Here is a 25,447-nt window from a genome sequence, read left to right on the forward strand (position 1 = left end):
CGCCATATCGTCCTGGTCGCGTCGTCCTGAGGGCCGGGCCGTCGGCGGAACGTCCGTTTTACAGAACGACGCTTCGATAGAAGGACCTGCCTACGTTTGCAGTGCAAAATAGAACTTTATTCTTCCAGCGTCGCCGCCGCCATGGGGATGAGCCGCCCCTGCGCCGGCAGGGAGGGCAGCGGCAGCGCCGTGGTCGATTTGACTTTCTCCATCGCGAAACGGGAGGTGACGTTCTTGAGCGGCAGCGTCGCGATGAGTTGCTTATAGAAGGTATCGTAGGCGCGCATATCGGCTACGACGACGCGCAGCATGTAGTCCACATCGCCGGCCATGCGGTAGAACTCGAGCACCTCGGGCATCGCCGAGACGGTGGCGGCGAACCGCTCCAGCCAGTCGCGGGAATGGTCCGCCGTCTCGATGGAGACGAAGACGGTGAGGCCGAGGCCGAGCTTGACCGGATCGAGCACCGCCACCCGCCGGTCGATGACGCCGTCGGACTCCAGGCGCTGGATGCGCTTCCAGCACGGGGTCTGCGACAGGCCGACCCGTTCGCCGATCGTGGCGATGGAGAGGGTCGCATCGGTCTGCAGCAGGCCGAGGATCTTGAGGTCTATCGAATCCACACGGGCCTCTTGATGTCGGGCCGTCCGCGCGGGCCGGGTGTGCGAGAGCACCGCGCGATCGGGGGTATTGAGAAGGATCTTCCAGTCGGAGGCAACCGATCCGCCTCCGCATCGTTGGCGTCGGGACCCGGCAAGGGGCCGGAATACCCCCGCGCCATGGCCGCCATGCCTTGACACCGTTCGTTATAGCGAACATCTCAGGCTCACGACAACAGGCTTCTTCGATCACCCTCATGAGCATTCCCCTCGACCGGGCGGCCCGCGACCTCGCGGCGGCGATGGCCCCCCTCGATCTCCCCGGCCGCATCCGCCTCGTCGGGGCGACCGTCCCCGGCCGCCTCGTGTTCACCACGAGCCTCGGGATCGAGGATCAGGCGCTCACCCACGCCCTCGCCATGGCCAAGAGCCTCGACGCCAAGAGCCTCGACGCCAAGAGCCTCGGCCGGAGCCAGTCGGAGCCGGGGCGGATCGAGATCGTCACCCTCGACACCGGCCGTCTGTTCCCGGAGACCTACGACGTCTGGGCGGAGACGGAAGCGGCCTACGGCATCCGCATCATGGCCTATGCGCCCGAGCGCGTGGCCGAGGAGGCCTTCGTCGCGAGCGAGGGCATCAACGGGTTTCGCCGGTCGGTGGCCGCGCGCCAGGCCTGCTGCGGCCTGCGCAAGGTCGAGCCCCTCGGGCGGGCGCTCGCCGGTGCCGCCGGCTGGCTGACCGGCCTGCGTGCCGGGCAATCCGCCAACCGCGCCGAGACGCCCCTGGCGGAGGCCGACGAGGCGCACGGGCTCATCAAGATCAATCCGCTCGCGGACTGGAGCCGGGCGGACGTCGACCGCTTCGTGCTGGACAATGTCGTGCCCTACAACGTGCTGCACGACCGGGGCTTTCCTTCGATCGGCTGTGCGCCTTGCACCCGCGCCGTCCGGATCGGCGAGAGCGAGCGGGCCGGGCGCTGGTGGTGGGAGCAGGAATCGAAAAAGGAATGCGGCCTGCATCTCCACCCGTCCGCCGCACCGGGCTCCGAGCCCCGTGCCTTCGAGACGACCACCCGCAACACGAGCCCGGAGATGGCCCGATGAGTGCCGCTTCCCCGACCCTGGCCGCGACGCGGTCAGGGCGACTGACCCACCTGCAGCGCCTCGAGGCCGAGAGCATCCACATCATGCGGGAGACGGTCGCCGAGACCGAGAACCCGGTCATGCTCTACTCCATCGGCAAGGATTCCTCGGTGCTGCTGCATCTGGCGCTCAAGGCCTTCGCGCCGGGACGCCTGCCGTTCCCGCTGATGCACATCGACACCACCTGGAAGTTCAAGGAGATGATCGCGTTCCGCGACGCCCGCGCGAAGGAACTCGGGCTCGACCTGATCGTCCACACCAACCAGGACGGGCTCGACCGCGGCGTCGGCCCGATCAGCCACGGCTCGGAGGTCCACACCGACGTGATGAAGACGCAAGGGCTGCGTCAGGCCCTCGACAAGCACAAGTTCGACGCGGCATTCGGGGGCGCCCGCCGTGACGAGGAGGCGTCGCGCGCCAAGGAGCGCATCGTCTCCCTGCGCACCGCGCAGCACCGCTGGGACCCCAAGCGCCAGCGCGCCGAGCCCTGGCACATCTACAACATGAAGAAGAAGCGCGGCGAATCCCTGCGCGTCTTTCCGCTCTCCAATTGGACCGAGCTCGACGTCTGGCTCTACATCGAGCAGGAAGGCATCCCGATCGTACCCCTCTATTTCGCGGCCGAGCGCCCCGTGGTGGAGCGCGACGGCCAACTCATCATGGTCGACGACGAGCGGCTGCCGCTGGCGCCCGGCGAGACGCCGCAGATGCGCAAGGTCCGCTTCCGCACGCTCGGCTGCTACCCGCTGACCGGCGCGGTGGAGAGCCCGGCCGTGACCCTTCCCGAAATCATCGGCGAGACCCTGGCCGCCCGTACCTCCGAGCGCCAGGGCCGGGTGATCGACAAGGACGGGTCGGGTGCCATGGAGCGCAAGAAGCAGGAGGGGTATTTCTAGAGATGACCATCCATCACGCACCCGAAGCCTTCGGCTACGACAGCTTCCTTGCCGCCCACCAGCACAAGGAGGTTCTGCGCTTCATCGCCTGCGGCTCCGTCGACGACGGCAAGTCGACGCTGATCGGCCGCCTCCTCCACGACACCAAGCAGATCTTCGACGACCAGATCACCGCTCTCCAGCGCGATTCGCGCAAGCACGGGACCCAGGGCACCGAAATCGACCTCGCTCTCCTCGTCGACGGCCTCCAGGCCGAGCGCGAGCAGGGCATCACCATCGACGTCGCGTATCGGTTCTTCTCCACCGACAAGCGGTCTTTCATCGTCGCCGATACCCCCGGCCACGAGCAGTACACCCGCAACATGGCCACCGGCGCCTCCACGGCGGATGTCGCCGTGATCCTGGTGGACGCCCGCGCCGGCCTGACCCGGCAGACGCGCCGGCACGCCCTCCTGGTCTCGCTGCTCGGCATCAGGCGCGTGGCGCTGGCCGTCAACAAGATGGATCTGGTCGGCTGGTCCCAGGACAAGTTCGATTCCATTACGCAGGCGTTCGACGCCTTCGCGGCACCGCTCGGCTTTGCCGAGGTCCGTGCCATTCCGTTGTCGGCGAAGAACGGGGACAATGTCGTGCTGCCGGGCGCGGTGGTGCCCTGGTACCGCGGCACGCCGCTGCTGCAATACCTCGAAGAGGTGCCGGTGCGCGTCGAGGAGCAGGCCGCGCCGTTCCGCATGCCGGTCCAGTGGGTCAACCGCCCGAACTCGGACTTTCGCGGGTTCTCGGGGCTCGTCGCCAGCGGCCGCATCGCCCCCGGCGATGCGATCGTCGTCGAGCCCTCGAGCCGGACCTCGACCATCGCCCGGATCGTGACCGCCGACGGCGACCTGCCGGAGGCCCGCGAGGGCCAGTCGGTCACCCTGGTCCTGTCCGACGAGATCGACGCCTCGCGCGGTTCGGTCATCGCGGCGGCCGACGCGCCGATGCGGGTGACCGACCGGCTCGACGCCCGCCTGTTCTGGGCGGCCGAGCGGGAGTTGCTGCCCGGCGCCAGCCTGCTCGCCAAGATCGGCACCGTGACGGTGAACGCCGTGGTCACCGAGATCCGGACGCGCATCGACCTGGAGACGGGGAGCCCCGAGCCCGCCGCGCGGCTGGTGGCCAACGACATCGCCGACGTGAGCCTCACCCTCGACCGTCCCGTCGCCGTCGACGCCTATCGCGACAACCGCGACACCGGCGGCTTCATCCTGATCGACCGCGAGACGACCGATACGGCCGCTCTCGGTCTCGTCCAGCCGGAGGTGGAGGCCAAGGCGAAGGAGGAGCCGGCCGAGGCGCGTGCGGCCAAGTCGGGTGGCGGCTTCCTGTCGAAGTTCCGTTGGGTGTTCGGCGGCATCTGACCGACCCGCCGCGCCGGCGAGCACGGAGGGTGCGGCCCGGCCTGGAACCGGCTAGACCGGGCGACCTTCACGCCGGCGGTCGCCGGCGCGGACTCCCGCCATCGGATGCCCCATGCCGCTCGCCCTCATGGTTCCCGTCACGGAAGAGAATTACGACGAGGGGCGATACCTCTCCTGCAATCCCGACGTGCGGGCTTTCGTGGCAGACGGCCGGCTCGCCTCCACCTACGACCACGTCAAGCGCTTCGGCCTGCGCGAGGGCCGTCCGATCGCGGTTCACAATCCCGACCTCGCGGCGGCGCGCGCGACCAAGATGGCGCGGGTTCGGCCGCTCCTGCGGGACGACATGGCGTGCACCTGGGAAAGCGATCTCGCCAATTTCCTGACGCGCGAGCTGCGTGACGAGAACCGCATCGTCGCGACGAACTCGGTGTCCTCGAACGCCTACGACGCTCACGGCCTCGAACTCGTCGAGAGCTACCCGGACGGGCTCGTCCTCGATTGCGGTGCCGGCAACCGTCCGGTCTATTTCGAGAACGTCGTCAACTACGAGATCGTCGATTACCCCTCCACCGACGTGCTGGGGGTGGGCGAGAAACTGCCCTTCCGGGACGACAGCTTCGATGCCGTCATCTCGGTGGCCGTGCTCGAACATGTCCGCGACCCCTTCACCTGCGCGCGGGAGCTGACGCGGGTGCTCAAGCCCGGCGGGCGGCTCTATTGCGGCATGCCGTTCCTGCAGCCCTATCACGGCTACCCGCATCACTATTTCAACGCGACGCCGCAGGGCCTGCGGCGTCTTTTCGAGGATCACATCACCGTCGAGGATGTGACGGTGATCGATTCCACCCATCCGGTCTGGGCGTTGAACTGGATCCTGGCCTCCTGGGCCGCGGGCCTGCCGCCCGACCTGCGCAAGCGCTTCAAGAAGATGACCGTCGCCGACCTGCTGCGCGCGCCGATGGAACAGCTCGACGGTGCCCATTGCCGCGGTCTCTCCCACGACAAGCTCCTCGAACTCGCCTGTGCGACGGTTCTTTTCGCCAGGAAGTGACCGCTTCCGCACGAGACGGCAGCGCGAGGCAGGGTTGTTCTGTACGGGCCGGCCGAGATCTTGCCCCTGTTGGCTTGCATCACTACGGTCCCGCCGCCGCAGGCGAGTTTTTCGTCTCCTCGCACTGCGCCAAACCCGATGACCAGGAGCATGCCGCCATGGGCTTTCTGTCCGACGCCCTTTCCCGCGTGAAGCCATCCGCGACCATCGCGATGACGCAGAAGGCGCGCGAGCTCAAAGCCAAGGGCATGGACGTGATCAGCCTGTCGGTGGGCGAGCCCGACTTCGACACGCCCGACCACATCAAGGACGCGGCCATCGAAGCGATCCGGCGCGGCGAGACCAAGTATCCGCCGGTCTCGGGCATCGTGCCCCTGCGCGAGGCCATCGCCAAGAAGTTCAAGCGCGAGAACGGGCTCGACTACAAGCCGAGCCAGACCATCGTCGGCACCGGCGGCAAGCACGTCATTTACAACGCGCTGCTCGCCACCCTGAACCCGGGCGACGAGGTGGTGATCCCGCGCCCCTACTGGGTCTCCTACCCGGAGATGGTGGTGCTGTGCGGCGGCACGCCCGTCTTCGCCGAGACCGACATGGCGCACGACTTCAAGCTCCAGCCCGAGGAGCTGGAGCGGGTGATCACCCCAAAGACCAAGTGGATCATCCTCAACTCGCCCTCGAACCCCTCGGGGGCGGCCTACGCCCGCGACGAGCTCAAGGCGATCACCGACGTGCTGATGCGCCACCCGCACGTCTGGGTGCTCACCGACGACATGTACGAGCACCTCTGCTACGGCGATTTCGCGTTCGTGACCCCGGCCCAGGTCGAGCCGGGCCTGTACGAGCGCACGCTCACCATGAACGGCGTCTCGAAGGCCTATGCGATGACCGGCTGGCGCATCGGCTACGCCGCCGGCCCCGAGCACCTGATCAAGGCGATGGACTTCGTGCAGGGCCAGCAGACCTCGGGAGCCTCGTCGATCTCGCAATGGGCGGCGGTGGCCGCGCTCGACGGGCCGCAGGACCATCTCGCCCAGTTCCGTGCCGCCTTCCACGAACGCCGCGACCTCGTGGTGTCGATGCTCAATCAGACCAAGGGCCTGAAGTGCCCGACGCCGGAGGGGGCCTTCTACGTCTATCCGTCCTGCGCCGAGACGATCGGGCGCAAGACCCCGTCGGGCAAGGTGATCGAGACCGACGAGGATTTCGTGGTGGAACTGCTCCAGGCCGAGGGCGTCGCCGCCGTCCACGGCTCGGCCTTCGGGCTGGGGCCGAACCTGCGCATCTCCTACGCTACCTCGAACAGCGCCCTCGAGGAAGCCTGCAACCGCATCCAGCGGTTCTGCGGCTCCCTGAGCTGAACCCCATCGGCCGAGGGCCGAACGCGTAACGACGACACAGGGCCGCGCGACCTCAGAAAGGGTCGCGCGGCCCTGTCCGTTCGGCCGCCATACGCAGAATATTCATCCCTGCATCGTTCCGAGACTGAATACGTTGCGTCGGGCAAGCATCCATTAGGGATCTTTGCGCAGAATGGCGCTCGGACGGGGAACCGTTCCCCGACCATCGTGCAGATCCGGACGAGACCATCATGCGACGCCTTCTGACGGGCGGGATCAAGGCGATCCTCGCGATCGCCGCACTGTCCACCGCCGCGCACTGGGCGCTCAGGGTCCAGCGCGAGCCGGCCGCGGAGGCGCGTGCCGCCGCCGCCCCGGCCGACCCGGTGACCACCGGCTCGATCGCGCCCAGGGGCGGGGACCGGACGAGCGTCGAGGCGACCAAGGCGAGCGGCAAGGACGGGGCCGCCGGATTCGACCAGCGCCGGCTTTCGGAGCTGATCGCCGGGACGGCGCCGGAGAAGGCCAAGCCCAAGCGCGCCGAGACGGCCAAGCGCTGATCGGCCATCGTTCGCTCGGCCTGCATCGGGGTCCGATGAGCCTCCCCGAGCCGTCGCGGCGGGAATGACCGCCCAGACCGTGCCACGCATGACGGGAGGTTCCGGAGCCGGCACCAGGGGTCGGGAAAACGCTATCTCGAAGCGCGCGCAGGCCATCGAGCCCCGCCGACGGCAAAAGCCACCGGCTGTCGCGCACTCATGATACGGGGGACATCACCGCCTGCTAGCCGAACGGACGGTGGAGATCGGCCCGGACGGGCGGCGCGAGGGCAGGCCGGTCCGGGGTCGTGTCGTGGTCGGGAAAGGGGCGACGGAGACGAAGACGTTCAGCGACGGCGGAACTGGCCGCGGATCGGCGGACGCGGACCGGCGGAACGCTCGTCCTTGTGGCGGAACACGAGACGGCCCTTCTCGAGGTCGTAGGGCGACATCTCGACGGTGACGCGGTCCCCGGCCAGGGTCTTGATGCGGTTCTTCTTCATCTTGCCGGCCGTGTAGGCCACGATCTCGTGACCCTGGTCGAGCTGCACGCGGTAGCGCGCATCCGGCAGGATCTCGATCACGAGACCGTCGAACTGCATCAACTCTTCTTTCGCCATTCACCATCTCCAGCCGGACGCCCGAACGAGGCGGCCGGGACACCACAATCGACCCGTTCGGCGAGACGCTGGGGGCGGCGGGTCCGAAAGAATCGGATGCGCATCACCGGCAAGCGTGTCCTGCACATAATGTTCGCGCCGTATCCACGCAAGCTTTTAGCGCCGGCCTCACCCGGACAGTTCCGCGACAGGGTTGCCGAGTCGCTTCTCTCGACAGCTGTCGCCGGCCCGAACGTCTGGCGCACGCCGCGCCATCACGGGGTGATCTGATTCCCGACGTAGTCGACTCGGCCGTCGCCGGTGCGACGCCACGCGTGGAGGGCGTAGCCCGAGGCGGTCAGGTCGCCGCGGGCGTCGTAGCTGACGTCGCCGATCAGGGTCTTCACGGGCCGGCCCGCATGGAGCCAAGCGGCGACCTTGCGCCCGTCCGTCGACTTCGCCTGCGCCATCGCCCGCGCGAGCACCTCCACCGCCGCGTAGGTCCGTCCGGCGATCGCCTCGGCCTCGGGGCTGCGCGGGGACCGCGCGGTGGCCCCCTTGAGGTCTGCTTGCTTGGGATCGGGAAGTTTGGGATCGGGAAGCTTGCGCGGCTCGGGCAGCGCCGTCATCAGCGTGCCTTCGGCATCGGGCGCGAAATCCCTGTCGATCAGGCCGTCGCTGCCGACGAGGGGCACGGTGAGGCCCGCGTTTCGCAGGGCCTTGACCAGGACGGCGGCGTCCGCCGCGAGCCCGCCGAAATAGACCACCTCCACCTGCGCCCGGGCGAGGCGCGCCACCAGCCGCGACAGGTCGCGCTCGCCGCGGTCGAACCCCTCGAAGGCGGCATCCGTCCGCCCGGAGGCCTTCAGGACCCGCGAGACCTCGTCGGCGAGGCCGCGTCCGAACGCCGACTTGTCGTGGACGATCCCGATGCGCCGGCCGCCGTAGGCCTGCGCGAGATGGGTGCCGGCGATCCGGCCCTGTTCGGCGTCGCTGCCGCCGGTGCGAAAGACGTTCCAGGCCCCGCGGGCGGTCAGCGGCGCCCAGGAGACGCCGGGCGTGACCAGGACGATGCCGGCGGCCTCGTAGGCCGGGGCGACGAGGGCGGCCACGGAGGGGGTGAGGGGGCCGACCACGAATCCGACCTTGTCGGCGGCGAGGCGTTTGGCTGCGGCGAGCCCCTGGCGCGGGTCGCCGCCGTCGTCGGCGACGACCAGGGCGAACGTCTGCCCGCCGGTACGGTTGAGATCGGCCACGGCCTGCTCGGCCGCCAGCCGCATGCCCTGCCCGAAGGCGGCATCGGGGCCGGTGAGGGGGGCGGACAGCCCGATCCTGACGACGGTCTGCGCCTCTGCCGCGAGCCCCCACCCGGACATCGTCAGCACGGCGAACGCCAGGGCCGCCCAAAGAACTCCGCCCATGAAAGCCCGCCCGATCCGCCGGTCCCGATGCGAGGATAGCGCCGGGCGCGCCGGTGCGAAAGCGCAGCCGGACGAGGTGTGCCGGCCGGTGCCGCGTGGCGGAATCGTCGATTGCAGATTGTTCTGTCGTGAAGAGGGCCTACCTTGAGCGGGGCGGCGACGTGCGGACCGCAGCGGAGGCGATCCATGCTCTCGGCCGAGACCGACATCCTCAAGGCGGCCGAATCCTGGCGGCGCGACGGGCGGCAGGTGGCTTTGGCCACCGTGGTCGAGACCTGGGGCTCGGCTCCGCGCCCGGTGGGCAGCCACCTCGTGGTGGACGAGGACGGCAACTTCCTCGGCTCGGTCTCCGGCGGGTGCGTCGAGGGCGCGGTGATCACCGAGGGGCTCGAGGCCATCGCCGACGGGCACCCCCGGGTGATCGAATTCGGAGTGGCCGACGAGACCGCCTGGCGGGTCGGCCTCTCCTGCGGCGGGCGCATCCGCGTCTTCGTCGAACGGATCGACTGAACCGGCCGCGTCATGAAGCTCGAGACCCTCGCCATCCTCAACGCCGAGCGGGCCGCCCGCCGGGCCGCGATCCTGCTCAGCGACCTCGACGACGGTGGCCAGCGCGTGGTGCGCGAGGCGCAGATCGGCGACGATCCCCTCGCCGACCTCCTCACGCGCCACCTCCTGTCGGGCAAGAGCGGCCTCGTCACCATCGAGGGCCGGCAGGTGTTCCTCACCGTGCAGGTGCCGCCGGTCCGCCTCGTGGTGATCGGGGCGGTGCACATCAGCCAGGCCCTCTGCCCGATGGCGGCGGCCCTCGACCTGTCCGTCAGCGTCATCGACCCGCGCACCGCCTTTGCGACGCCCGACCGCTTTCCCGGCACCACCCTGGTGACGCAATGGCCGGACGAGGCCTTCGCCTCGTCGGTGCCGCCGCTCGACCGCTACTGCGCCCTGGTCGCCCTCACCCACGACCCAAAGATCGACGACCCCGCCCTGATCGCCGCCCTGAAGGCGCAGTGCTTCTACGTCGGGGCGCTGGGCTCGCGTAAGACCCACGCCCGGCGGGTGGAGCGGTTGACGGAGGCCGGGTTTTCGGCGGCCGAGATCGGACGGATCGCGGCCCCGATCGGCCTCGACATCGGGGCGGTCAGCCCGGCCGAGATCGCGGTCTCGATCCTCGCCCAGATCGTCGCGAGCCAGCGCAAGAGTAGTGCGGGGCAAGCCGCTGGCACGCCGGGTCAAGCCGCTGGCAGCTCTAGCCAAGTTTCGGGCGGCGCGTGAAGTTCGGTCGCGTTCCGACCGCCCGGGCGGGCGGTCTCATCACCGCCCATACCCTGCGCGCCGGATCGCTGACCCTGCGCAAGGGCAGCCGCCTCCGGCCCGAGCATTTGCACCACCTCCAGGAGGCGGGGCTCGACGAGGTGGTGGCGGCGAGCCTGGAGCCCGGCGACATCGGCGAGGACGAGGCCGCCTCGCATCTGGCCGAGCGCATCGCCGGGGACGGGCTGCGGCGGGAGCCCGCCTTCACCGGGCGCTGCAACCTGTTCGCCGGGCTCGCGGGACTGCTTCTCGTGGAGCGCGCCGGCATCGATGCGATCAACGGCGTCGACGAGGCCATCACCGTGGCGACCCTGGCGCCGTTCCGGCCGGTGGCCGCGGACGAGATGGTGGCGACGGTCAAGATCATTCCCTACGCCGTCCCCGGGCCGGTCCTGGCCATGGCCTGCGCCGCCGTGCGCGAGCCGCCCCTGCGGATCGCGCCCTACCGCCGCCGCCGCGTCGGGGTCGTCTCGACCCTGCTGCCGGGCCTGAAACCGGCCACGGTCGACAAGACCCTGCGCAACCTCCGGCACCGTCTGGCGCCCACCGGTGCGGCGGTGATCGGCGACGTCCGCATTCCCCACGAACCCGGGGCGGTGGCCGAGGCGGTGGCGACCCTCGTCGAGCAAAGCGGCGCCGACCTCGTCCTGATCTTCGGCGCCTCGGCCATCGCCGACCGCCGCGACGTGATTCCGATGGGTATCGAGGCGGCGGGCGGCCATGTCGTCCACCTCGGCATGCCGGTTGACCCCGGCAACCTTCTCCTGGTGGGCGCGCGCGGCGACGTGCCGGTGATCGGGGCGCCGGGCTGCGCCCGCTCGCCCAAGGAGAACGGCTTCGACTGGGTGCTGCAGCGGCATCTGGCGGATCTCGCCGTGGCGCGCTCCGACATCGTCGCCATGGGCGTCGGCGGCCTGCTCACGGAGATCGTCTCGCGGCCCCAGCCGCGTGACGGCGGCGAACGCGCCGACGACGATGCCTGAGGCCATCGCCATCCTCCTGCTCGCCGCCGGCAGGGGCAGCCGCTTCGGCGAGGCGCCCAAACTCCTCGCCCTCCTCGAGGGCAAGCCCCTGGTGCGCCATGCCGCCGAGGCCGCACTGGCGAGCGGGCTCGGGCCGGTGACGGTGGTGCTGGGCACCCACGGTCCGCGCATCCGCGCCGCCCTCGACGGCCTGGACCTCGCCTGTCTCACGAACCCGGCACCGCAGGACGGCCTCGCGAGCTCGCTGCGGCTCGGGCTCGCCGCGGTCCCGGCCGGGACCGGCGGGATCATCGTCATGCTCGCCGACATGCCGCGCATCCGGCCCGACCATCTGGCCGCTCTCGCGGCGGCTTATGCGGCCGGGGAGCCCCGGCCGGCGGCCGTCGTTCCGATCCATGGCGGCAGGCGCGGCAATCCGGTCCTGCTCGATCGCGCCCGCCTCGGGCAGGACATCGCGCGCCTGTCGGGCGACCGCGGCGCCGGGCGGTTGCTGGCCGGGCGCGGGGATGTGGTGGAGATCGCGATGGACGCGGCGGTGCGCTACGACGTCGATACGCCGGACGCCTTGGATCGCGCCTGAGCGGACGGAATCAGCCCGACCGCTTGGCCTCGGTCCGGCACCGGTCCGAGCAATAGCGGACCTCGTCCCAGACCCGCTCCCACTTCTTTCGCCAGGCGAACGGCTTCTGGCAATGGGCGCAGGTCTTGGTCGGCAGGTCGGCCTTCTTGCGCATCCGGGCCATGGCCGGCCGGAGTCCTAGAGGCCGGCCAGCGGCAGCACCGCCACCGTGACCACGAAGACGACGCTGGCCACGAGGCTTGTCCATATCGCCTTCTCGCGCAGGCGCGGGCTCGCGGGAGCGCCGGGGTCCTGGCCCGGCACCAGCCGCGCGGGATCGGTCTCGGCCTGGTTGCGCAACGGCAGGATGGCGAACAGCAGCGTCCACCACACCACGAAATACAGCGCCACCGCACCGAAGATCGAGAGCCCGAACAACGCCACCGCGATCGCCACCGTGGCGGCGCCGAGGGCGAGCACGGTGCCCAGCGTCCGCCCGGTCGAGGTCGTCAGCGTCTGCAACAGCGCGCTCACACCTGCTCCAGCTCGACGAGTGTGCCGAGGAAATCCTTCGGGTGGAGGAACAGCACGGGCTTGCCGTGGGCGCCGATGCGGGGCTCGCCGGTGCCCAGTACCCGCGCGCCCTGCGCCTTGAGCTTGTCGCGGGCGACGATGATGTCGTCGACCTCGTAGCAGACGTGGTGGACGCCCCCGTTCGGATTGCGCTCCACGAAGCTCTCGATGGGCGAGCCTTCACCGAGCGGCGCCATCAGCTCGACCTTGCTGTTGGGCAGTTCCACGAACACGACCGTGACGCCGTGCTCGGGCTGCGGCAGCGGCTCGGTGAGCGTGGCACCCAGGGTATCGCGATAGATCGCGCAGGCCGCATCGAGATCGCGCACCGCGATGGCCACGTGGTTGAGACGCCCGATCATGTGTCGCTCCTCTCTCGTTCGAACATCCGCCGCCGGCTCCCTCCCCGGAGCGGGGAGGGTCCGACATCTCACACCTCGACCACCTGGACGTGGCAGGCCGGCTTCTTGCCCCAGGCCTCGTTGACGGCCGAGCGCAGGGCGCGGTCGACGGCGTTCTCCACCGCCTCCGAGTCCCGGCGCTTGCCCTTCGAGAGCCCGGCCAGCGTCCGCGAAACGGATTCGACCACGACGTCGAGCATCGGCTGGCCGGTACGCCCGCGGTTGGGCAGGCCCATGATGTCGATGGCCGGTTCGCCCAGCACGGTGCCCTGATCGTCGATGGCGATGGCCACCGAGACCATGCCCGACTGCGAGAGCTTGCGGCGCTCGGGGATCGCCCGGTCCTTGGCGTCCACCAGCACGTTGCCGTCCTTGAACAGGCGGCCGGACTTGACGTGATCGACGATCTCCGGCGTGCCGGGTGCGAGGCGCACGACGCAGCCGTTGCGGGCCTTGACCACGTTCGGCACGCCCTGCTCGCGGGCGAACCGCGCATGCTCGTCGAGGTGCAGGGCCTCGCCGTGGGCGGGGATCACCGTGTTCGGTCGCGTCCAGGCGTACATCTCCGCCATCTCGTCGCGGCGCGGATGGCCCGAGACGTGGACGAGGGCGGTCCGGTCCGTGACGACCTCGATGCCGGCGTTGATCAGGTCGTTGATGATCGCGCCGACCGAACGCTCGTTGCCGGGGATGGCGCGCGAGGAGAAGATCACGCGGTCGCCGGCGGCCAGGGTGACGTCGGGGTGGTCGTCGCGGGAAACGCGGGCCAGGGCCGCGCGGTCCTCGCCCTGCGAGCCGGTGAGCAGCACCACGACCTTGTCGCGGGGCAGGTAGCCGTAGGCGCTGGCGGGCCGGAAATCGGGCAGCCCGTCGAGGAAGCCGCATTCCTTGGCCACTTCGATCACCCGGTCCATCGCCCGGCCGACGGCGACGACCTCGCGGCCGCAGGCCTTGGCCGCCAGGGCCACGGCCCGCATGCGGGCGACGTTCGAGGCGAAGGTGGTGACGGCGACCCGATGCGGGGCCTCGGCGATCAGCTCGGCCAGCGTGCTGGCGACCTCGGCCTCGCTCGGGCTGCTGCCGGTGCGCATGACGTTGGTGGAATCCGACACCATCGCCAGGATGCCCTCGTCACCCAGCGCCGTGAAGGCGGCGGCCGAGGTGACGTCGCCCAGGATCGGGGTCAGGTCGAGCTTCCAGTCGCCGGTGTGGAGGACGAGCCCCGAAGGGGTGCGGATCGCCACGGCGTTGGCTTCCGGGATCGAGTGCGAGACCGGCACGAACTCGATGTCGAACGGGCCGACCACGACGCGCTTTCCGGCCGCGATCTCGCGCAGCACCACCTTGGGCGCGCCCGGCTCGCTGAGACGGCGGGCCTCCAGCAGGTTCTTGGCGAAGCGCGTCGCGTACACCGGCACCTTGAGCTTGTGCCAGAGTTCGCCGATCGCCCCGATGTGGTCCTCGTGCGCGTGGGTGATGAAGATCGCCAGCAGGTCGTCGCGGCGCTCCTCGATGAAGCTGAGGTCCGGGAACATGAGGTCGATGCCGGGGAAACCCTCCTCGCCGGCAAAGCCCATCCCACAGTCGACCATGATCCATTTGCGACCCTTCTCCGGCCCGAAGCCGTAGAGCGCCGCGTTCATCCCGATCTCGCCCACGCCGCCGAGCGGCACGAAGACGAGCTCGTCTTGCCTTGTCGTCATAGCTGTCACAACCTCAAGCCGCCGTCGCGGCCGTCCCAAAATGCACCTCGCCCGCCGTCACGGTCCGTCGCGTTCCGTCGTCCGAGACGACCACGAGCCGTCCGGCGTCGTCGATCGTCTCGAAAATTCCCTGCACCCGGCTCGTGCCGAGGCTCACCGATACCGGCCTACCGAGCCCGGCCGCGCTCGCGAGCCACCGCGCGCGCACATGCCCGAAGCCTTCGCCCTGGTGCCACAGCCGCATCGCCGCGACGATCGTGTCGGACAAGGCCCGTAGCACGTCCGGCGCGTCGACCACGCATCCCGCCTGCCTGAGGCACGTCGCGGCATAAGGCAATCCCTCCGGGGCCGCCGCGACGTTGACGCCGAAGCCGACGACCACGATTCGCCGGCCGTCGCGGAGCGTTTCCGCCTCCAGCAGGATGCCCGCGAGCTTGCCGCCGTCGAGGAGGACGTCGTTGGGCCACTTCAAGCGCGGGCCGCCGACCTCGGTCGCTCCCCATCCCTCGACCTCGTCCCGAGGCGTCGCGTCGGCCGAAACGCATGTGCGCGCGTCGCCGCACACCACACGGACCGCATCCACTAGGGCCACCCCGGCCACGAACCCCAGGGTCGCGAGCCTGCCGGGATCGACGTCGTCCACGCCCAGCAGGAGACTGGCGGCGAGGTTGCCGGGCGGCGATGTCCAGGCGTTGCCGCGCCGGCCGCGACCGGCCTCCTGGCGCCGGGCGACCACCCAGAGCGGCCCGGCCTGGCCGGAGCGCGCACGCTCCAGGGCCTCGGTGTTGGTGGAGCCGAGGCTGTCGTGGACGACGAGACGATGACCGGCCGCCGTGGCGGCGGCCCCGAGCCGGTAGTCCATCCGCGCGCTAGAACAACGACTTGGCCGCGGCCCCGGCGGCGCCGACCAGCGGTGCGGGCAGGAGCCAGAACAGGATCACCACGACGCTCGACAGGCCGAGCACGATGCGCAGGCCCGGGGCCATCGCCTCGTAGGGGGCCTTGGGCTCGTCGAAGTACATCACCTTGACGAGGCGGATGTAATAGAACGCACCGATCACGCTGGTGACGACGCCGATCACCGCGAGCGCCAGGAGGTCGGCCTTGATGGCGGCGGCGAAGACGTAGAACTTGCCGAAGAAGCCGGCGAGCGGCGGGATGCCGGCGAGCGAGAACATCATCGCGGCCAGGCAGAACGCCATCACCGGATGGGTCCGCGACAGGCCCGAGAGGTCGTCCACCGTCTCGAACATCCGGCCGCCCCGGCGCAGGGACAGCAGGACCGCGAAGGCGCCCAGCGTCATGGCGAGGTAGATGATCATGTAGATCACCACGCCGCGGATGCCCTCCTCGGAGGCGGCGGCGAGGCCGATCAGCGCGTAGCCGACGTTGCCGATCGAGGAATAGGCCATCAGCCGCTTGATCGAGGTCTGGCCGATGGCCGCGAAGGAGCCGAGCGTCATCGAGGCGATGGACACGAAGACGATGATCTGCTGCCAGATCGCGGTGACGTCGGGGAATGCGCCCATGAAGATCCGCACCGTCATCGCCACCGCCGCCATCTTTGGCGCCGAGGCGAAGAAGGCGGTCACCGGCGTCGGCGAGCCCTCGTAGACGTCGGGCGTCCACATGTGGAACGGCACCGCCGACATCTTGAATGCGACGCCGGCCGCCACGAACACGATGCCCAGCACAATGCCGAAGCCGGCGCCCTCGTGCAGCGCCGAGACGATGCCGGGGAACGAGACCGTGCCGGTGAAGCCGTAGACGAGCGAGGCGCCGTAGAGCAGCATCCCCGACGACAGCGCGCCGAGGACGAAGTACTTCAAGCCCGCCTCGGTCGATTTCAGGTTGTCGCGATGGAAGGCCGCGATGACGTAGGCCGCGAGCGACTGCAGTTCGAGGCCGAGGTAGAGGGCGATGAGGTCGTTGGCCGAGACCATCACCATCATGCCGATGGTGCACAACACGACCAGGATCGGGAACTCGAACCGGTCGATGCGCTCGCGCTGGAAGTAGTCGCGCGACAACAGGATGGTCGCGGCCGAGCCGATCAGCACCAGGGCCTTCATCACGCGGGAGAACCCGTCGACGATGAACGAGCCGTTGAGCGTGGTGACCTTGAGGCCGGTCTGCGAGACCACGACGAAGAGCGCGAGCACGAGGAGCAGCAGGGCACCGACGTTGACTCCCTCCACCGAGCGCTCGCCCTTGAAGGCGCCGTACAGGATCAGCACCAGCACGCCGACGGCGAGGATCAGTTCGGGCAGGGCCGGCCCGAGGGCCGGCATCACGATCTGGGCGGCGTTCATCGGTTCACCTTCAGCGCGCGACCGGCGGCACGACGGCCGCGGTCTGCGTGGTCGAGAGCGCGGTCTTCATGCTCTGCATCAGCGCCTCCGTCGAGGGGGCGAAGGTGTCGAGGATCGGAGCCGGGTGGACCCCGTAGTAGATCGTCAGCGCCACCAGCGGCGCGATGATGATCTTCTCGCGCAGGTCGAGGTCGAGGATGCCCATCAGGGCCGGTTTCTCGAGCTTGCCGTAGATCACCCGCGCATACAGCCACAGGGCGTAGCCGGCCGAGAGGATGATGCCGAACACCGAGAAGAACGCCACGGTCGGGTTGGCCTTGAACGCCCCCATCATGGCGAGGAACTCGCCGACGAATCCGGAGGTGCCGGGCAGGCCGACGTTGGCCATGGTGAACACCATCATCGCGGCGGCGAACAGCGGCATGCGCTTTACGAGCCCGCCGTAGGCCGCGATCTCGCGGGTGTGCATGCGGTCGTAGACGACGCCGACGCAGAGGAAGAGCGCACCCGAGACGATGCCGTGCGAGATCATCAGGAACAGGGCGCCCTGGATGCCCTGCTCGTTGAGGGTGAAGAGGCCGAGCGTGACGAAGCCCATGTGGGCGACCGAGGAATAGGCGATCAGCTTCTTGATGTCGGTCTGCATGAGGGCGATCAGCGACGTGAAGATGATCGCGATCACCGACAGGGCGAACACCAGCGGCGCGAAGGCCTGGCTGGCATCCGGGAACATCGGCAGCGAGACCCGGATGAAGCCGTAGCCGCCCATCTTGAGGAGGATGCCGGCCAGGATCACCGACCCGGCGGTGGGCGCCTCCACGTGCGCGTCGGGCAGCCAGGTATGGACCGGCCACATCGGCATCTTCACCGCGAAGGAGGCGAAGAACGCCAGCCACAGCCACCATTGCATGCCAACGGGGAAGCGGGTGGTGAGGAGCGTCGGGATGTCGGTGGTGCCGGCGTGCCAGTACATCGCCATGATGGCGAGCAGCATCAGCACCGAGCCGAGCAGGGTGTAGAGGAAGAACTTGAAGCTGGCGTAGATGCGTCGCTTGCCGCCCCAGATCCCGATGATGAGGAACATCGGGATCAAGCCGGCCTCGAAGAACAGGTAGAACAGCACCAGGTCGAGGGAGCAGAACACCCCGATCATCGTCGTCTCGAGGACGAGGAAGGCGACGAAGTATTCCTTCACCCGCGTCCCGATCGAGTTCCACGAGGCGGCGATGCAGAACGGCATCAGGAAGGTGGTGAGCAGGACGAGCGGCATCGAGAAGCCGTCGACCCCGAGCTTGAAGCGGATGGTCTCGGTGAGCCAGGCATGCGTCTCGACGAGCTGGAAGCTCGCTGTCGAGGTGTCGTAGCGGCTCCAGGCCACGAGCGAGAGCACGAAGGTGACGATCGTGGTCGCGAGCGCCGCCCAGCGCGCATTGCGGCGCACCGCCTCGGTCTCGTCGCCGAGGGTGAGGATGAAGGCGGCGCCGCAGAGCGGCACGATGAGCAGGCCGGAGAGGATACCGAGGCCGAACATCTAGCGGGGGCTCCGAAGCGGAAAGACCAGGTGGGCCATCAGTGCCCGACCTTGGGCACGCCCGACACCATGTACCAGGAGATCAGCCCGGCGACGCCGACCAGCATCACGAAGGCGTAGTGGTAGACGTAGCCAGTCTGCAGGCGCACGACCCCGCGCGTGACGTCGGCGACGCGGGCGGCGATGCCGTCCGGCCCCATCCCGTCGATGACGCGCCCGTCGCCCTCCTTCCAGAGGAACTTGCCGAAGTCCTTGGCCGGGCGCACGAAGATGCGCTCGTAGAGTTCATCGACGTACCACTTGTTGAGGAGGAAGCGGTACAGCACCGGCTGCTGGTCCGCGAGGGCGCCCGGCAATTCGGGGCGGCGGATGTACATCCAGAACGCCAGGACGAAACCGATCAGCATCATGATCGCGGGGGAATAGGCCACGATCTTGGGCACCGAATGGATGTCGTGCATGATGTGGTTGTCGGGCCCGTGCGCCAGGGCCGGCCCCCAGAACGCTTCCATGCCCTCGCCGATGAAGCGGTCCTTGAAGATCAGGCCGGCGAAGAGCGCACCGAAGGCGAGGATCGCCAGCGGGATCGTCATCACCAGCGGACTTTCGTGCGGCTTATGGGGCGCGTGGTCGTGGTGCTCGATGGCGCTGTGCGAGGCCGGCTCGACGTCGTGGCCGCGATCGTCGTGGGCGACGCCCTCGTGGTGGCCGCGGGCGCCGTCGGCCTGGTGGGCCACGGCCGCATGCGCGTGGTCGTCGTGGTGGGCCTCGTGCGAGACCCAGCGCGCAGGCCCCTCGAAGGTGAGGAAGAACAGGCGCCAGGAATAGAACGAGGTCATCAGCGCCGCGACCACGGTGGCCATGAAGGCCAGGGTGTGGCCGGGCCGGGTCGAGGCGTAGGCCGCCTCGATGATCGCGTCCTTCGAGTAGTAGCCGGCGGTGAACGGGAAGCCGATCAGCGCGAGCGTCCCGATCGCCATCATCGCGGTGGTGAAGGGGATGTGCCGCCGCAGCGCGCCCATGTTCCGCATGTCCTGCTCGTGGTGCAGGGCGTGGATGACGGAGCCGGCGCCGAGGAACAGCAGCGCCTTGAAGAAGGCGTGGGTGAAGAGGTGGAACACGCCGGCCGAATAGGCGCCGACGCCGAGCGCCACGAACATGTAGCCGAGCTGCGAGCAGGTCGAATAGGCGATGACCCGCTTGATGTCGTTCTGCACCAGCCCGACCGTGGCCGCGAAGAAGGCGGTGATGCCGCCGATCACCGTGACGACGACGAGCGCGTCGGGCGCCAGTTCGAACAGCGGCGAAAGGCGCGCCACCATGAACACGCCGGCCGTCACCATGGTGGCGGCGTGGATGAGGGCCGAGACGGGGGTCGGCCCCTCCATGGCGTCCGGCAGCCATGTGTGCAGCAGGAACTGCGCCGACTTGCCCATGGCGCCCATGAACAGCAGCAGGCAGGCCAGCGTCAGCGCATGCCAGTCGTAGCCGAGGAAGTGGAAGCTGGCGTCCTTCAGTTCGGCCACGCGCGGGAAGATGCCGTCGAAGGCGACCGAGCCGAACAGGACGAACACCAGGAAGATGCCCAGCGAGAAGCCGAAATCGCCGACCCGGTTGACGATGAAGGCCTTCATCGCCGCGGCGTTGGCGGAGGGCTTCTCGTACCAGAACCCGATCAGCAGGTAGGAGGCGAGGCCGACGCCCTCCCAGCCGAAGAACATCTGCACGAGGTTGTCGGCCGTCACCAGCATCAGCATGGCGAAGGTGAACAGCGACAGGTAGGCGAAGAACCGCTGCCGGTGCGGATCCTCGTGCATGTAGCCGACCGAATAGAGGTGGACGAGGGTCGAGACCGTGGTGACGACGACCAGCATGACGCGGGTCAGGGTGTCGATGCGGAAGGCCCAGTCGACGCTCAGGTCGCCGGCGGAAAACCAGGTCGCCACCTGGACGCGCAGGCTCTCGCCGCCCCCGTCGAGGAAGACGCCCCAGGACAGCAGCGCCGAGAAGGCGAGGCAGCCGGTGGTGATCCACTCGCACAGGCGCGGGCCGAGCTGACGCCCCAGCAGACCGGCGACGAGGGCGCCGATGAGGGGAAAGAAGACGATCGCGTGGTACATCTATCTCGGTCCGGCCTCGCGGGGCGCGCCTGCGCCCCTACCACGTCGTGTTCGGTTGGGGATCAGGGCGGATCAACCCTTCATCATGCTCACGTCTTCCACCGCGATCGAGCCGCGGTTGCGGAAGAACACCACCAGGATCGCGAGCCCGATCGCCGCCTCCGCCGCCGCCACCGTCAGCACGAACAGGGCGAAGACCTGGCCGACGATGTCGTTGAGGTGGGTCGAGAAGGCGACGAGGTTGATGTTGACGGCGAGCAGGATCAGCTCGACCGACATCAGGATGACGATGACGTTCTTGCGGTTGATGAAGATGCCGAGCACGCCGAGCGTGAACAGGATCGCGGCGACCGTGAGGTAGTGGCTCAGACCGATCATCGGCGTCCCTCGACCCTTTTGCGTTCTCGTGGCTTCCTCGCAGGAGGAGCGGCGAACCTCAAACCTCGACGCCCTGGCGCGAGGGCACCTTCACCGTCTCCACCGCCATTCCCTGCGTGCGCGCGTTCTGCACGGCGATGTTCTGGCGCTTGACGCCGGGGCGGTCACGCAGGGTGAGCACGATGGCCCCGATCATCGCCACCAGCAGCACCAGCCCCGCGAGCTGGAAGAAGAAGACGTAGTCGGTATAGAGCACCCGCCCGAGGGCCTGCGTGTTCGTGACCGCCTCCGCTCTGGCGACGTTGCTCAGGGGCGCCTGGACCAGCCCCGGGTCGATCGTCCAGGACCCGACCACGAGCACCAGCTCGATGAGGAAGATCACGCCCACGAGCGCGCCCACCGGCAGGTAGTGCTGGAAGCCCTGGCGGAGCTCGGCGAAATCGACGTCGAGCATCATCACGACGAAGAGGAACAGCACCGCGACGGCGCCGACGTAGACCACGACCAGGATCATCGCCAGGAACTCGGCGCCCATCAGGACGAACAAGCCGGCGGCGTTCACGAAGGCCAGGATCAGGAACAGCACCGAGGCCACGGGATTGCGGGAGGCGATCACCATGAAGCCCGACGCGATCGCGAGGCCGGCGAAGAGGTAGAAGAAGGCTGCGGCTGCGCTCATGCGATTGTCGAGATCAGTCGCCCCGAGGACGACCCCTTCTTCCGAAACTCAAGCGTGGCCCGTGCAAGCCGGCCGTCTATAGAACCCGCTGCGGGGAGGCACAACCGGTTCCCGCTTCGCGAGGGCGAATAGCGAATAGAGGCTTGGCAGGATGACCCTCGCGGAGAGAGGGCCAACTTCCCACCGTGCCACTCGCCATTTGCCCCGTGTCAGCGGTAGGGCGCGTCCACCGCGAGGTTGCGCGCGATTTCGCGCTCCCAACGGTCGCCGTTCAGGAGGAGCTTGTCCTTGTCGTAGAGGAGCTCCTCGCGCGTCTCCACGGAAAACTCCAGGTTCGGGCCTTCGACGATGGCGTCCACCGGGCAAGCCTCCTGGCACATGCCGCAATAGATGCATTTGACCATGTCGATGTCGTAGCGGGTGGTGCGACGGGTGCCGTCGTTCCGGCGCGGTCCCGCTTCGATGGTGATGGCCTGGGCCGGACAGATCGCCTCGCACAGCTTGCAGGCGATGCAGCGCTCCTCGCCGTTGGGGTAGCGCCGCAGGGCATGCTCGCCGCGAAAGCGCGGCCCCCTGTGGCCCATCTCGAAGGGATAGTTGATCGTGGCCTTGGGCTTGAAGAAGTATTTCATGGCGAGGACGAACCCCGACGCGAACTCCTTGAGGAGCAGACCCTTGGCGACCTGATCGAGCTGCATGGCGCGATCTCCGTTGAAGCGCTCTCGGGGAGACAGGCCGGCCGTCTTCCGCCGGAAAGCGCGAAGGAACAGGGAGTTAGAGCGGAACGGCGACCGGCGCGAGGCCGGTGAGCTTGAGGACGAAGGCGACGACCACGACGGAGACGAGCGAGATCGGCAGGAACACCTTCCAGCCTAGCCGCATGAGCTGATCGTAGCGGTAGCGCGGCACCATGGCCTTCACCATGGCGATCATGAAGAACAGGAAGCTGGCCTTGAGCGCGAACCAGATCAGCCCCGGCACCCAGGTGAAGGGCGCGAACGGGATCGGCGACAGCCAGCCGCCGAGGAAGAGCACGGTGCCGAGCGCGCACATGGTCATGATCGCCACGTATTCGCCGAGCATGAACAGCAGGTAGGGCGTCGAGGAGTATTCGACCATGTATCCGGCCACCAACTCCGATTCGGCCTCCGGCAGGTCGAAGGGAGGGCGGTTGGTCTCGGCGAGCGCCGAGATGAAGAACACGATGAACATCGGGAACAGCCACAGCCAGTACCAGCCGAACAGGCCCAGCGAGGTGTCCTGCGCCATCACGATGCGCGAGAGGTTGAGGGAGCCCGCGCACAGCAGCACGCAGATGATGACGAAGCCGAGCGAGACCTCGTAGGAGATCATCTGCGCGGTGGAGCGGAGCGCCCCGAGGAAGGCGTATTTCGAGTTCGAGGCCCAGCCGCCCATGATGACGCCGTAGACCATCAGCGACGAGATCGCGAAGATGTAGGTGATGCCGACGTTCAGGTCGGCGATGGCCCAGCCCTCGGCGAGGGGAATCACCGCCCAGGCCGCCAGCGCCAGGGTCGCGAACACCAGGGGGGCCAGCAGGAACAGCGCCTTGTTGGCGCCCGCCGGGATCACCGGCTCCTTCAGGACGAACTTGAGCAGGTCGGCGAAGGACTGGAACAGCCCCCACGGCCCGACCACGTTGGGCCCCCGCCGCAGCTGCACCGCCGCCCAGATCTTGCGGTCGGCGAGCAGCGCATAGGCGATGAAGACGAGCAGTGCCGAGAGCAGGACGAAGCTCTTGAGCACCATCAGCAACACGCTGCCGAGGATTTCCCAGGTCATCGGGTCGGGCCCTTATTCCGCGGCTTCGAGGGCGCGCCCGCGGGCGAGCTTGGAGCATTCTGCGAGCACGCGCGAGGCGCGGGCGATGGCGTTGGTGAGGTAGAAGTCGTCGATCGGCGACACGAACGGCGTGCGCTCCGGCTCGCCGCCGAGGCCCGCGAGCCGGTCGACGGTGGCGACCGCGTCGCACGGCGCGACCGCATCGACACCCGCCAGATGCGGATGATCGGCGTAGAGCGCCCGGCGCAGGGCCGTCAGCGAATCGAAGGCAAGTCGCTTGCCGAGCACGTCCGAGAGCGCACGCAGGATCGCCCAATCCTCGCGCGCGTCGCCCGGCGGGAAGCCGGCGCGGTTGGTCGTCTGCACCCGGCCCTCGAGGTTGACGAAGGTGGCGCTCTTCTCGGTGTAGGCGGCGCCCGGCAGGATCACGTCGGCGCGGGTGGCGCCGCGATCGCCGTGGGTGCCCTGGTAGACGACGAAGGCGCCCGGCTCGACCGCGACCTCGTCGGCGCCGAGGTTGAACAGCACGTCGAGGGCGTTCGCCTGCACCATGCGCGCGACGGTCAGACCACCCTCGCCCGGCACGAAGCCGAGATCGAGGGCGCCGACGCGGGCGGCGGCCGTCTGGAGCACGCCGAAACCGTTCCATTCGGCACTCACCGCGCCGATATCCTTGGCCAGCGCCGCGGCGGCGGCGAGGATCGCAGCGCCGTCCGGCCGGGCCAGCGCGCCCATGCCGACGATGACGAGCGGACGGCTGGCTCCCTTCAGGATCTCGAAGAAGCTGTGCTTGCCGCCCGCGATCTCGGCCAGGGTCTCGGGGCCGGCACCGAGATAGGTATGGGGATAGGTGAGATCGGCGGCCTCGCCGATGACGCCCACCGCCAGCGGCCCCATGCGCCAGCGCTTGCGGATGCGCACGTTGAGGAGGGATGCCTCGAGCCGCGGGTTGGTGCCGACGAGCAGGATCGCGTCGGCCTCCTCGATGCCCGGAATGGTCGTCCCGAGGGTGTAGGACGCCCGGCCCCAGGCCGGATCGACCGCCTCGCCGGCCTGCCGGCAATCGAGGTTGGCGACGCCGAGCGAGGTCATCAGGCCCTGCAGCGCATAGATCTCCTCGACGCCGGCGAGGTCGCCGACGATGGCGCCGACGCGCGTCGGATCGACGCCCTTCATCCGGGCGGCGATCGCCCCGAAGGCCTCCGCCCAGGTGGCGGGGCGCAGGCGCCCGTTCTCGCGCAGGTACGGCCGGTCGAGGCGCTGGGTCCGCAGGCCGTCGACGGCATGGCGGGTCTTGTCGGAGATCCACTCCTCGTTGATGTCCTCGTTGACCCGCGGCTCGATCTGCATGACCTCGCGGCCCCGCGCATCGACCCGGATCGCGCAGCCGACCGCGTCCATCACGTCGACGGATTCGGTCTTGGACAACTCCCAGGGACGGACCTGATAGCTCTGCGGCTTGTGGACCAGCGCCCCGACCGGACAGAGGTCGGCGACGTTGCCCTGCAATTCCGAGCCCATGGCCGATTCGAGATAGCTCGTGATCTCCATGTCCTCGCCGCGCCCGATGGCGCCGAGGTCCGGCACCCCCGCGACCTCCGCCAGGAAGCGGACGCAGCGGGTGCAATGGATGCAGCGGTTCATGGCCGTGCGCACCAGAGGCCCGATGTACTTCTCCTCGACGGCGCGCTTGTTCTCGCCGTAGCGGGTCGAATCGACCCCGTAGGCCATCGCTTGGTCCTGCAGGTCGCAATGGCCGCCCTGGTCGCAGACCGGGCAGTCGAGGGGGTGGTTGATGAGGAGGAACTCCATCACCCCCTCGCGGGCCTTCTTCGTGGCGCCCGAGCGCGTCAGCACCTCCGGCGGCTCGCCGTTGGGGCCGGGCCGGCAGTCCTTCACCGCATAGGCGCACGACGCCACCGGCTTAGGCGCCCCTTTCAGCTCGACGAGGCACATGCGGCAGTTGCCGGCGATCGACAGCCGCTCGTGGAAGCAGAAGCGCGGGATCTCCGCGCCCGCGATCTCGCAGGCCTGCAGAAGGGTGTAGTCGGCCGGAACATCGACTTCGGTGCCGTCGACGATGAGCTTGGTCATGCGTGCG

General features: G+C 68.9%; 26 protein-coding genes. 10 read left to right on the plus strand and 16 right to left on the minus strand.

Annotated elements, in window-relative coordinates; all coding sequences use genetic code 11:
* Positions 1-116: 116 nt before the first annotated feature.
* Positions 117-623, minus strand: a complete 507-nt coding sequence (locus ASG59_RS15015) for an Lrp/AsnC family transcriptional regulator (RefSeq protein ID WP_055879220.1) — start codon at positions 621-623, stop codon at positions 117-119.
* A 233-nt stretch (positions 624-856) separates the two neighbouring features.
* Here ASG59_RS15015 and ASG59_RS15020 point away from each other — a divergent pair, with 233 nt between their 5' ends.
* The 6 genes from ASG59_RS15020 (at position 857) to ASG59_RS15045 (ending at position 6,991) form a co-directional block, all read left to right on the plus strand.
* Positions 857-1,702, plus strand: coding sequence for a phosphoadenylyl-sulfate reductase (locus ASG59_RS15020; RefSeq protein ID WP_056409746.1), 846 nt, complete (start codon positions 857-859; stop codon positions 1,700-1,702).
* On the plus strand, positions 1,699-2,637 hold the full coding sequence (gene cysD / locus ASG59_RS15025) for a sulfate adenylyltransferase subunit CysD (RefSeq protein ID WP_056409749.1): 939 nt from the start codon (positions 1,699-1,701) through the stop codon (positions 2,635-2,637). Before ASG59_RS15020 ends, cysD begins: the two co-directional genes overlap by 4 nt.
* 2 nt (positions 2,638-2,639) lie before the next feature.
* Positions 2,640-4,037 carry a sulfate adenylyltransferase subunit CysN gene (gene cysN, locus ASG59_RS15030; RefSeq protein WP_056409754.1) on the plus strand — a complete coding sequence of 466 codons (1,398 nt, stop codon included), beginning with the start codon at positions 2,640-2,642 and terminating at the stop codon, positions 4,035-4,037.
* A 112-nt stretch (positions 4,038-4,149) separates the two neighbouring features.
* Positions 4,150-5,091 carry a class I SAM-dependent methyltransferase gene (locus ASG59_RS15035; protein ID WP_056409757.1) on the plus strand — a complete coding sequence of 314 codons (942 nt, stop codon included), beginning with the start codon at positions 4,150-4,152 and terminating at the stop codon, positions 5,089-5,091.
* A gap of 158 nt (positions 5,092-5,249) precedes the next feature.
* A complete protein-coding gene (locus ASG59_RS15040) occupies positions 5,250-6,452 on the plus strand; it encodes a pyridoxal phosphate-dependent aminotransferase (RefSeq protein WP_056280484.1) in 1,203 nt (400 codons plus the stop codon).
* A gap of 230 nt (positions 6,453-6,682) precedes the next feature.
* A complete protein-coding gene (locus tag ASG59_RS15045; RefSeq protein WP_055879200.1) occupies positions 6,683-6,991 on the plus strand; it encodes a hypothetical protein in 309 nt (102 codons plus the stop codon).
* A 326-nt stretch (positions 6,992-7,317) separates the two neighbouring features.
* Here ASG59_RS15045 and infA read toward each other — a convergent pair whose 3' ends face one another.
* Positions 7,318-7,590, minus strand: a complete 273-nt coding sequence (infA, locus tag ASG59_RS15050; protein WP_055879197.1) for a translation initiation factor IF-1 — start codon at positions 7,588-7,590, stop codon at positions 7,318-7,320.
* A gap of 254 nt (positions 7,591-7,844) precedes the next feature.
* A complete protein-coding gene (locus ASG59_RS15055; protein WP_056409761.1) occupies positions 7,845-8,990 on the minus strand; it encodes a branched-chain amino acid ABC transporter substrate-binding protein in 1,146 nt (381 codons plus the stop codon).
* A 186-nt stretch (positions 8,991-9,176) separates the two neighbouring features.
* Between ASG59_RS15055 and ASG59_RS15060 the strand changes: the two genes are divergently transcribed.
* The 4 genes from ASG59_RS15060 to ASG59_RS15075 are packed head-to-tail and all read left to right on the plus strand — an operon-like array spanning position 9,177 to position 11,867.
* Positions 9,177-9,500, plus strand: coding sequence for an XdhC family protein (locus ASG59_RS15060; RefSeq protein WP_055879188.1), 324 nt, complete (start codon positions 9,177-9,179; stop codon positions 9,498-9,500).
* Between the two features lie 12 nt (positions 9,501-9,512).
* The gene (locus tag ASG59_RS15065) at positions 9,513-10,265 is read left to right on the plus strand and encodes an XdhC family protein (protein WP_082523838.1); all 753 of its coding nucleotides are present in this window, start codon (positions 9,513-9,515) and stop codon (positions 10,263-10,265) included.
* Positions 10,262-11,287: a molybdopterin-binding protein gene (locus tag ASG59_RS15070; RefSeq protein WP_056409764.1), complete on the plus strand. Its 1,026-nt coding sequence runs from the start codon at positions 10,262-10,264 to the stop codon at positions 11,285-11,287. Before ASG59_RS15065 ends, ASG59_RS15070 begins: the two co-directional genes overlap by 4 nt.
* Positions 11,280-11,867 (plus strand): nucleotidyltransferase family protein, encoded by a 588-nt coding sequence (locus ASG59_RS15075; RefSeq protein WP_055881047.1) that lies wholly within the window; start codon positions 11,280-11,282, stop codon positions 11,865-11,867. Before ASG59_RS15070 ends, ASG59_RS15075 begins: the two co-directional genes overlap by 8 nt.
* Before the next feature lie 10 nt (positions 11,868-11,877).
* On the opposite strand, the gene ASG59_RS20070 is transcribed toward ASG59_RS15075, so the two are convergent.
* From ASG59_RS20070 to nuoG, 13 genes are all read right to left on the minus strand, one after another.
* Positions 11,878-12,030, minus strand: a complete 153-nt coding sequence (locus ASG59_RS20070; RefSeq protein ID WP_200945970.1) for a DUF2256 domain-containing protein — start codon at positions 12,028-12,030, stop codon at positions 11,878-11,880.
* A gap of 14 nt (positions 12,031-12,044) precedes the next feature.
* A complete protein-coding gene (locus ASG59_RS15080) occupies positions 12,045-12,380 on the minus strand; it encodes a DUF1467 family protein (protein ID WP_056409767.1) in 336 nt (111 codons plus the stop codon).
* Positions 12,377-12,781 carry a methylmalonyl-CoA epimerase gene (gene mce / locus ASG59_RS15085; RefSeq protein WP_055879178.1) on the minus strand — a complete coding sequence of 135 codons (405 nt, stop codon included), beginning with the start codon at positions 12,779-12,781 and terminating at the stop codon, positions 12,377-12,379. The genes ASG59_RS15080 and mce overlap by 4 nt, the downstream gene beginning before the upstream one ends.
* Positions 12,782-12,849: 68 nt before the next feature.
* Positions 12,850-14,523 carry a ribonuclease J gene (locus ASG59_RS15090; protein WP_055879175.1) on the minus strand — a complete coding sequence of 558 codons (1,674 nt, stop codon included), beginning with the start codon at positions 14,521-14,523 and terminating at the stop codon, positions 12,850-12,852.
* A 13-nt stretch (positions 14,524-14,536) separates the two neighbouring features.
* The gene (locus tag ASG59_RS15095) at positions 14,537-15,385 is read right to left on the minus strand and encodes a biotin--[acetyl-CoA-carboxylase] ligase (RefSeq protein ID WP_056409770.1); all 849 of its coding nucleotides are present in this window, start codon (positions 15,383-15,385) and stop codon (positions 14,537-14,539) included.
* Positions 15,386-15,392: 7 nt separating this feature from the next.
* Entirely contained in the window at positions 15,393-16,835 is a 1,443-nt protein-coding gene (nuoN, locus tag ASG59_RS15100; protein WP_055879167.1) for an NADH-quinone oxidoreductase subunit NuoN, read from the minus strand.
* 10 nt (positions 16,836-16,845) lie between these two features.
* The gene (locus ASG59_RS15105) at positions 16,846-18,366 is read right to left on the minus strand and encodes an NADH-quinone oxidoreductase subunit M (protein ID WP_055879163.1); all 1,521 of its coding nucleotides are present in this window, start codon (positions 18,364-18,366) and stop codon (positions 16,846-16,848) included.
* A 38-nt stretch (positions 18,367-18,404) separates the two neighbouring features.
* Positions 18,405-20,486 (minus strand): NADH-quinone oxidoreductase subunit L, encoded by a 2,082-nt coding sequence (gene nuoL, locus ASG59_RS15110; RefSeq protein WP_056409773.1) that lies wholly within the window; start codon positions 20,484-20,486, stop codon positions 18,405-18,407.
* 72 nt (positions 20,487-20,558) lie between these two features.
* On the minus strand, positions 20,559-20,864 hold the full coding sequence (gene nuoK / locus ASG59_RS15115) for an NADH-quinone oxidoreductase subunit NuoK (RefSeq protein WP_055879157.1): 306 nt from the start codon (positions 20,862-20,864) through the stop codon (positions 20,559-20,561).
* 58 nt (positions 20,865-20,922) lie between these two features.
* Entirely contained in the window at positions 20,923-21,543 is a 621-nt protein-coding gene (locus tag ASG59_RS15120) for an NADH-quinone oxidoreductase subunit J (RefSeq protein ID WP_056280462.1), read from the minus strand.
* A gap of 209 nt (positions 21,544-21,752) precedes the next feature.
* On the minus strand, positions 21,753-22,241 hold the full coding sequence (gene nuoI / locus ASG59_RS15125; RefSeq protein ID WP_055879150.1) for an NADH-quinone oxidoreductase subunit NuoI: 489 nt from the start codon (positions 22,239-22,241) through the stop codon (positions 21,753-21,755).
* Between the two features lie 76 nt (positions 22,242-22,317).
* Positions 22,318-23,346, minus strand: coding sequence for an NADH-quinone oxidoreductase subunit NuoH (gene nuoH / locus ASG59_RS15130; RefSeq protein ID WP_056409776.1), 1,029 nt, complete (start codon positions 23,344-23,346; stop codon positions 22,318-22,320).
* Positions 23,347-23,358: 12 nt separating this feature from the next.
* Positions 23,359-25,440 (minus strand): NADH-quinone oxidoreductase subunit NuoG, encoded by a 2,082-nt coding sequence (gene nuoG / locus ASG59_RS15135; RefSeq protein ID WP_056409780.1) that lies wholly within the window; start codon positions 25,438-25,440, stop codon positions 23,359-23,361.
* Positions 25,441-25,447 lie beyond the last annotated feature (7 nt).

This window comes from Methylobacterium sp. Leaf466 (genome assembly GCF_001425565.1).
Lineage (GTDB): Bacteria > Pseudomonadota > Alphaproteobacteria > Rhizobiales > Beijerinckiaceae > Methylobacterium.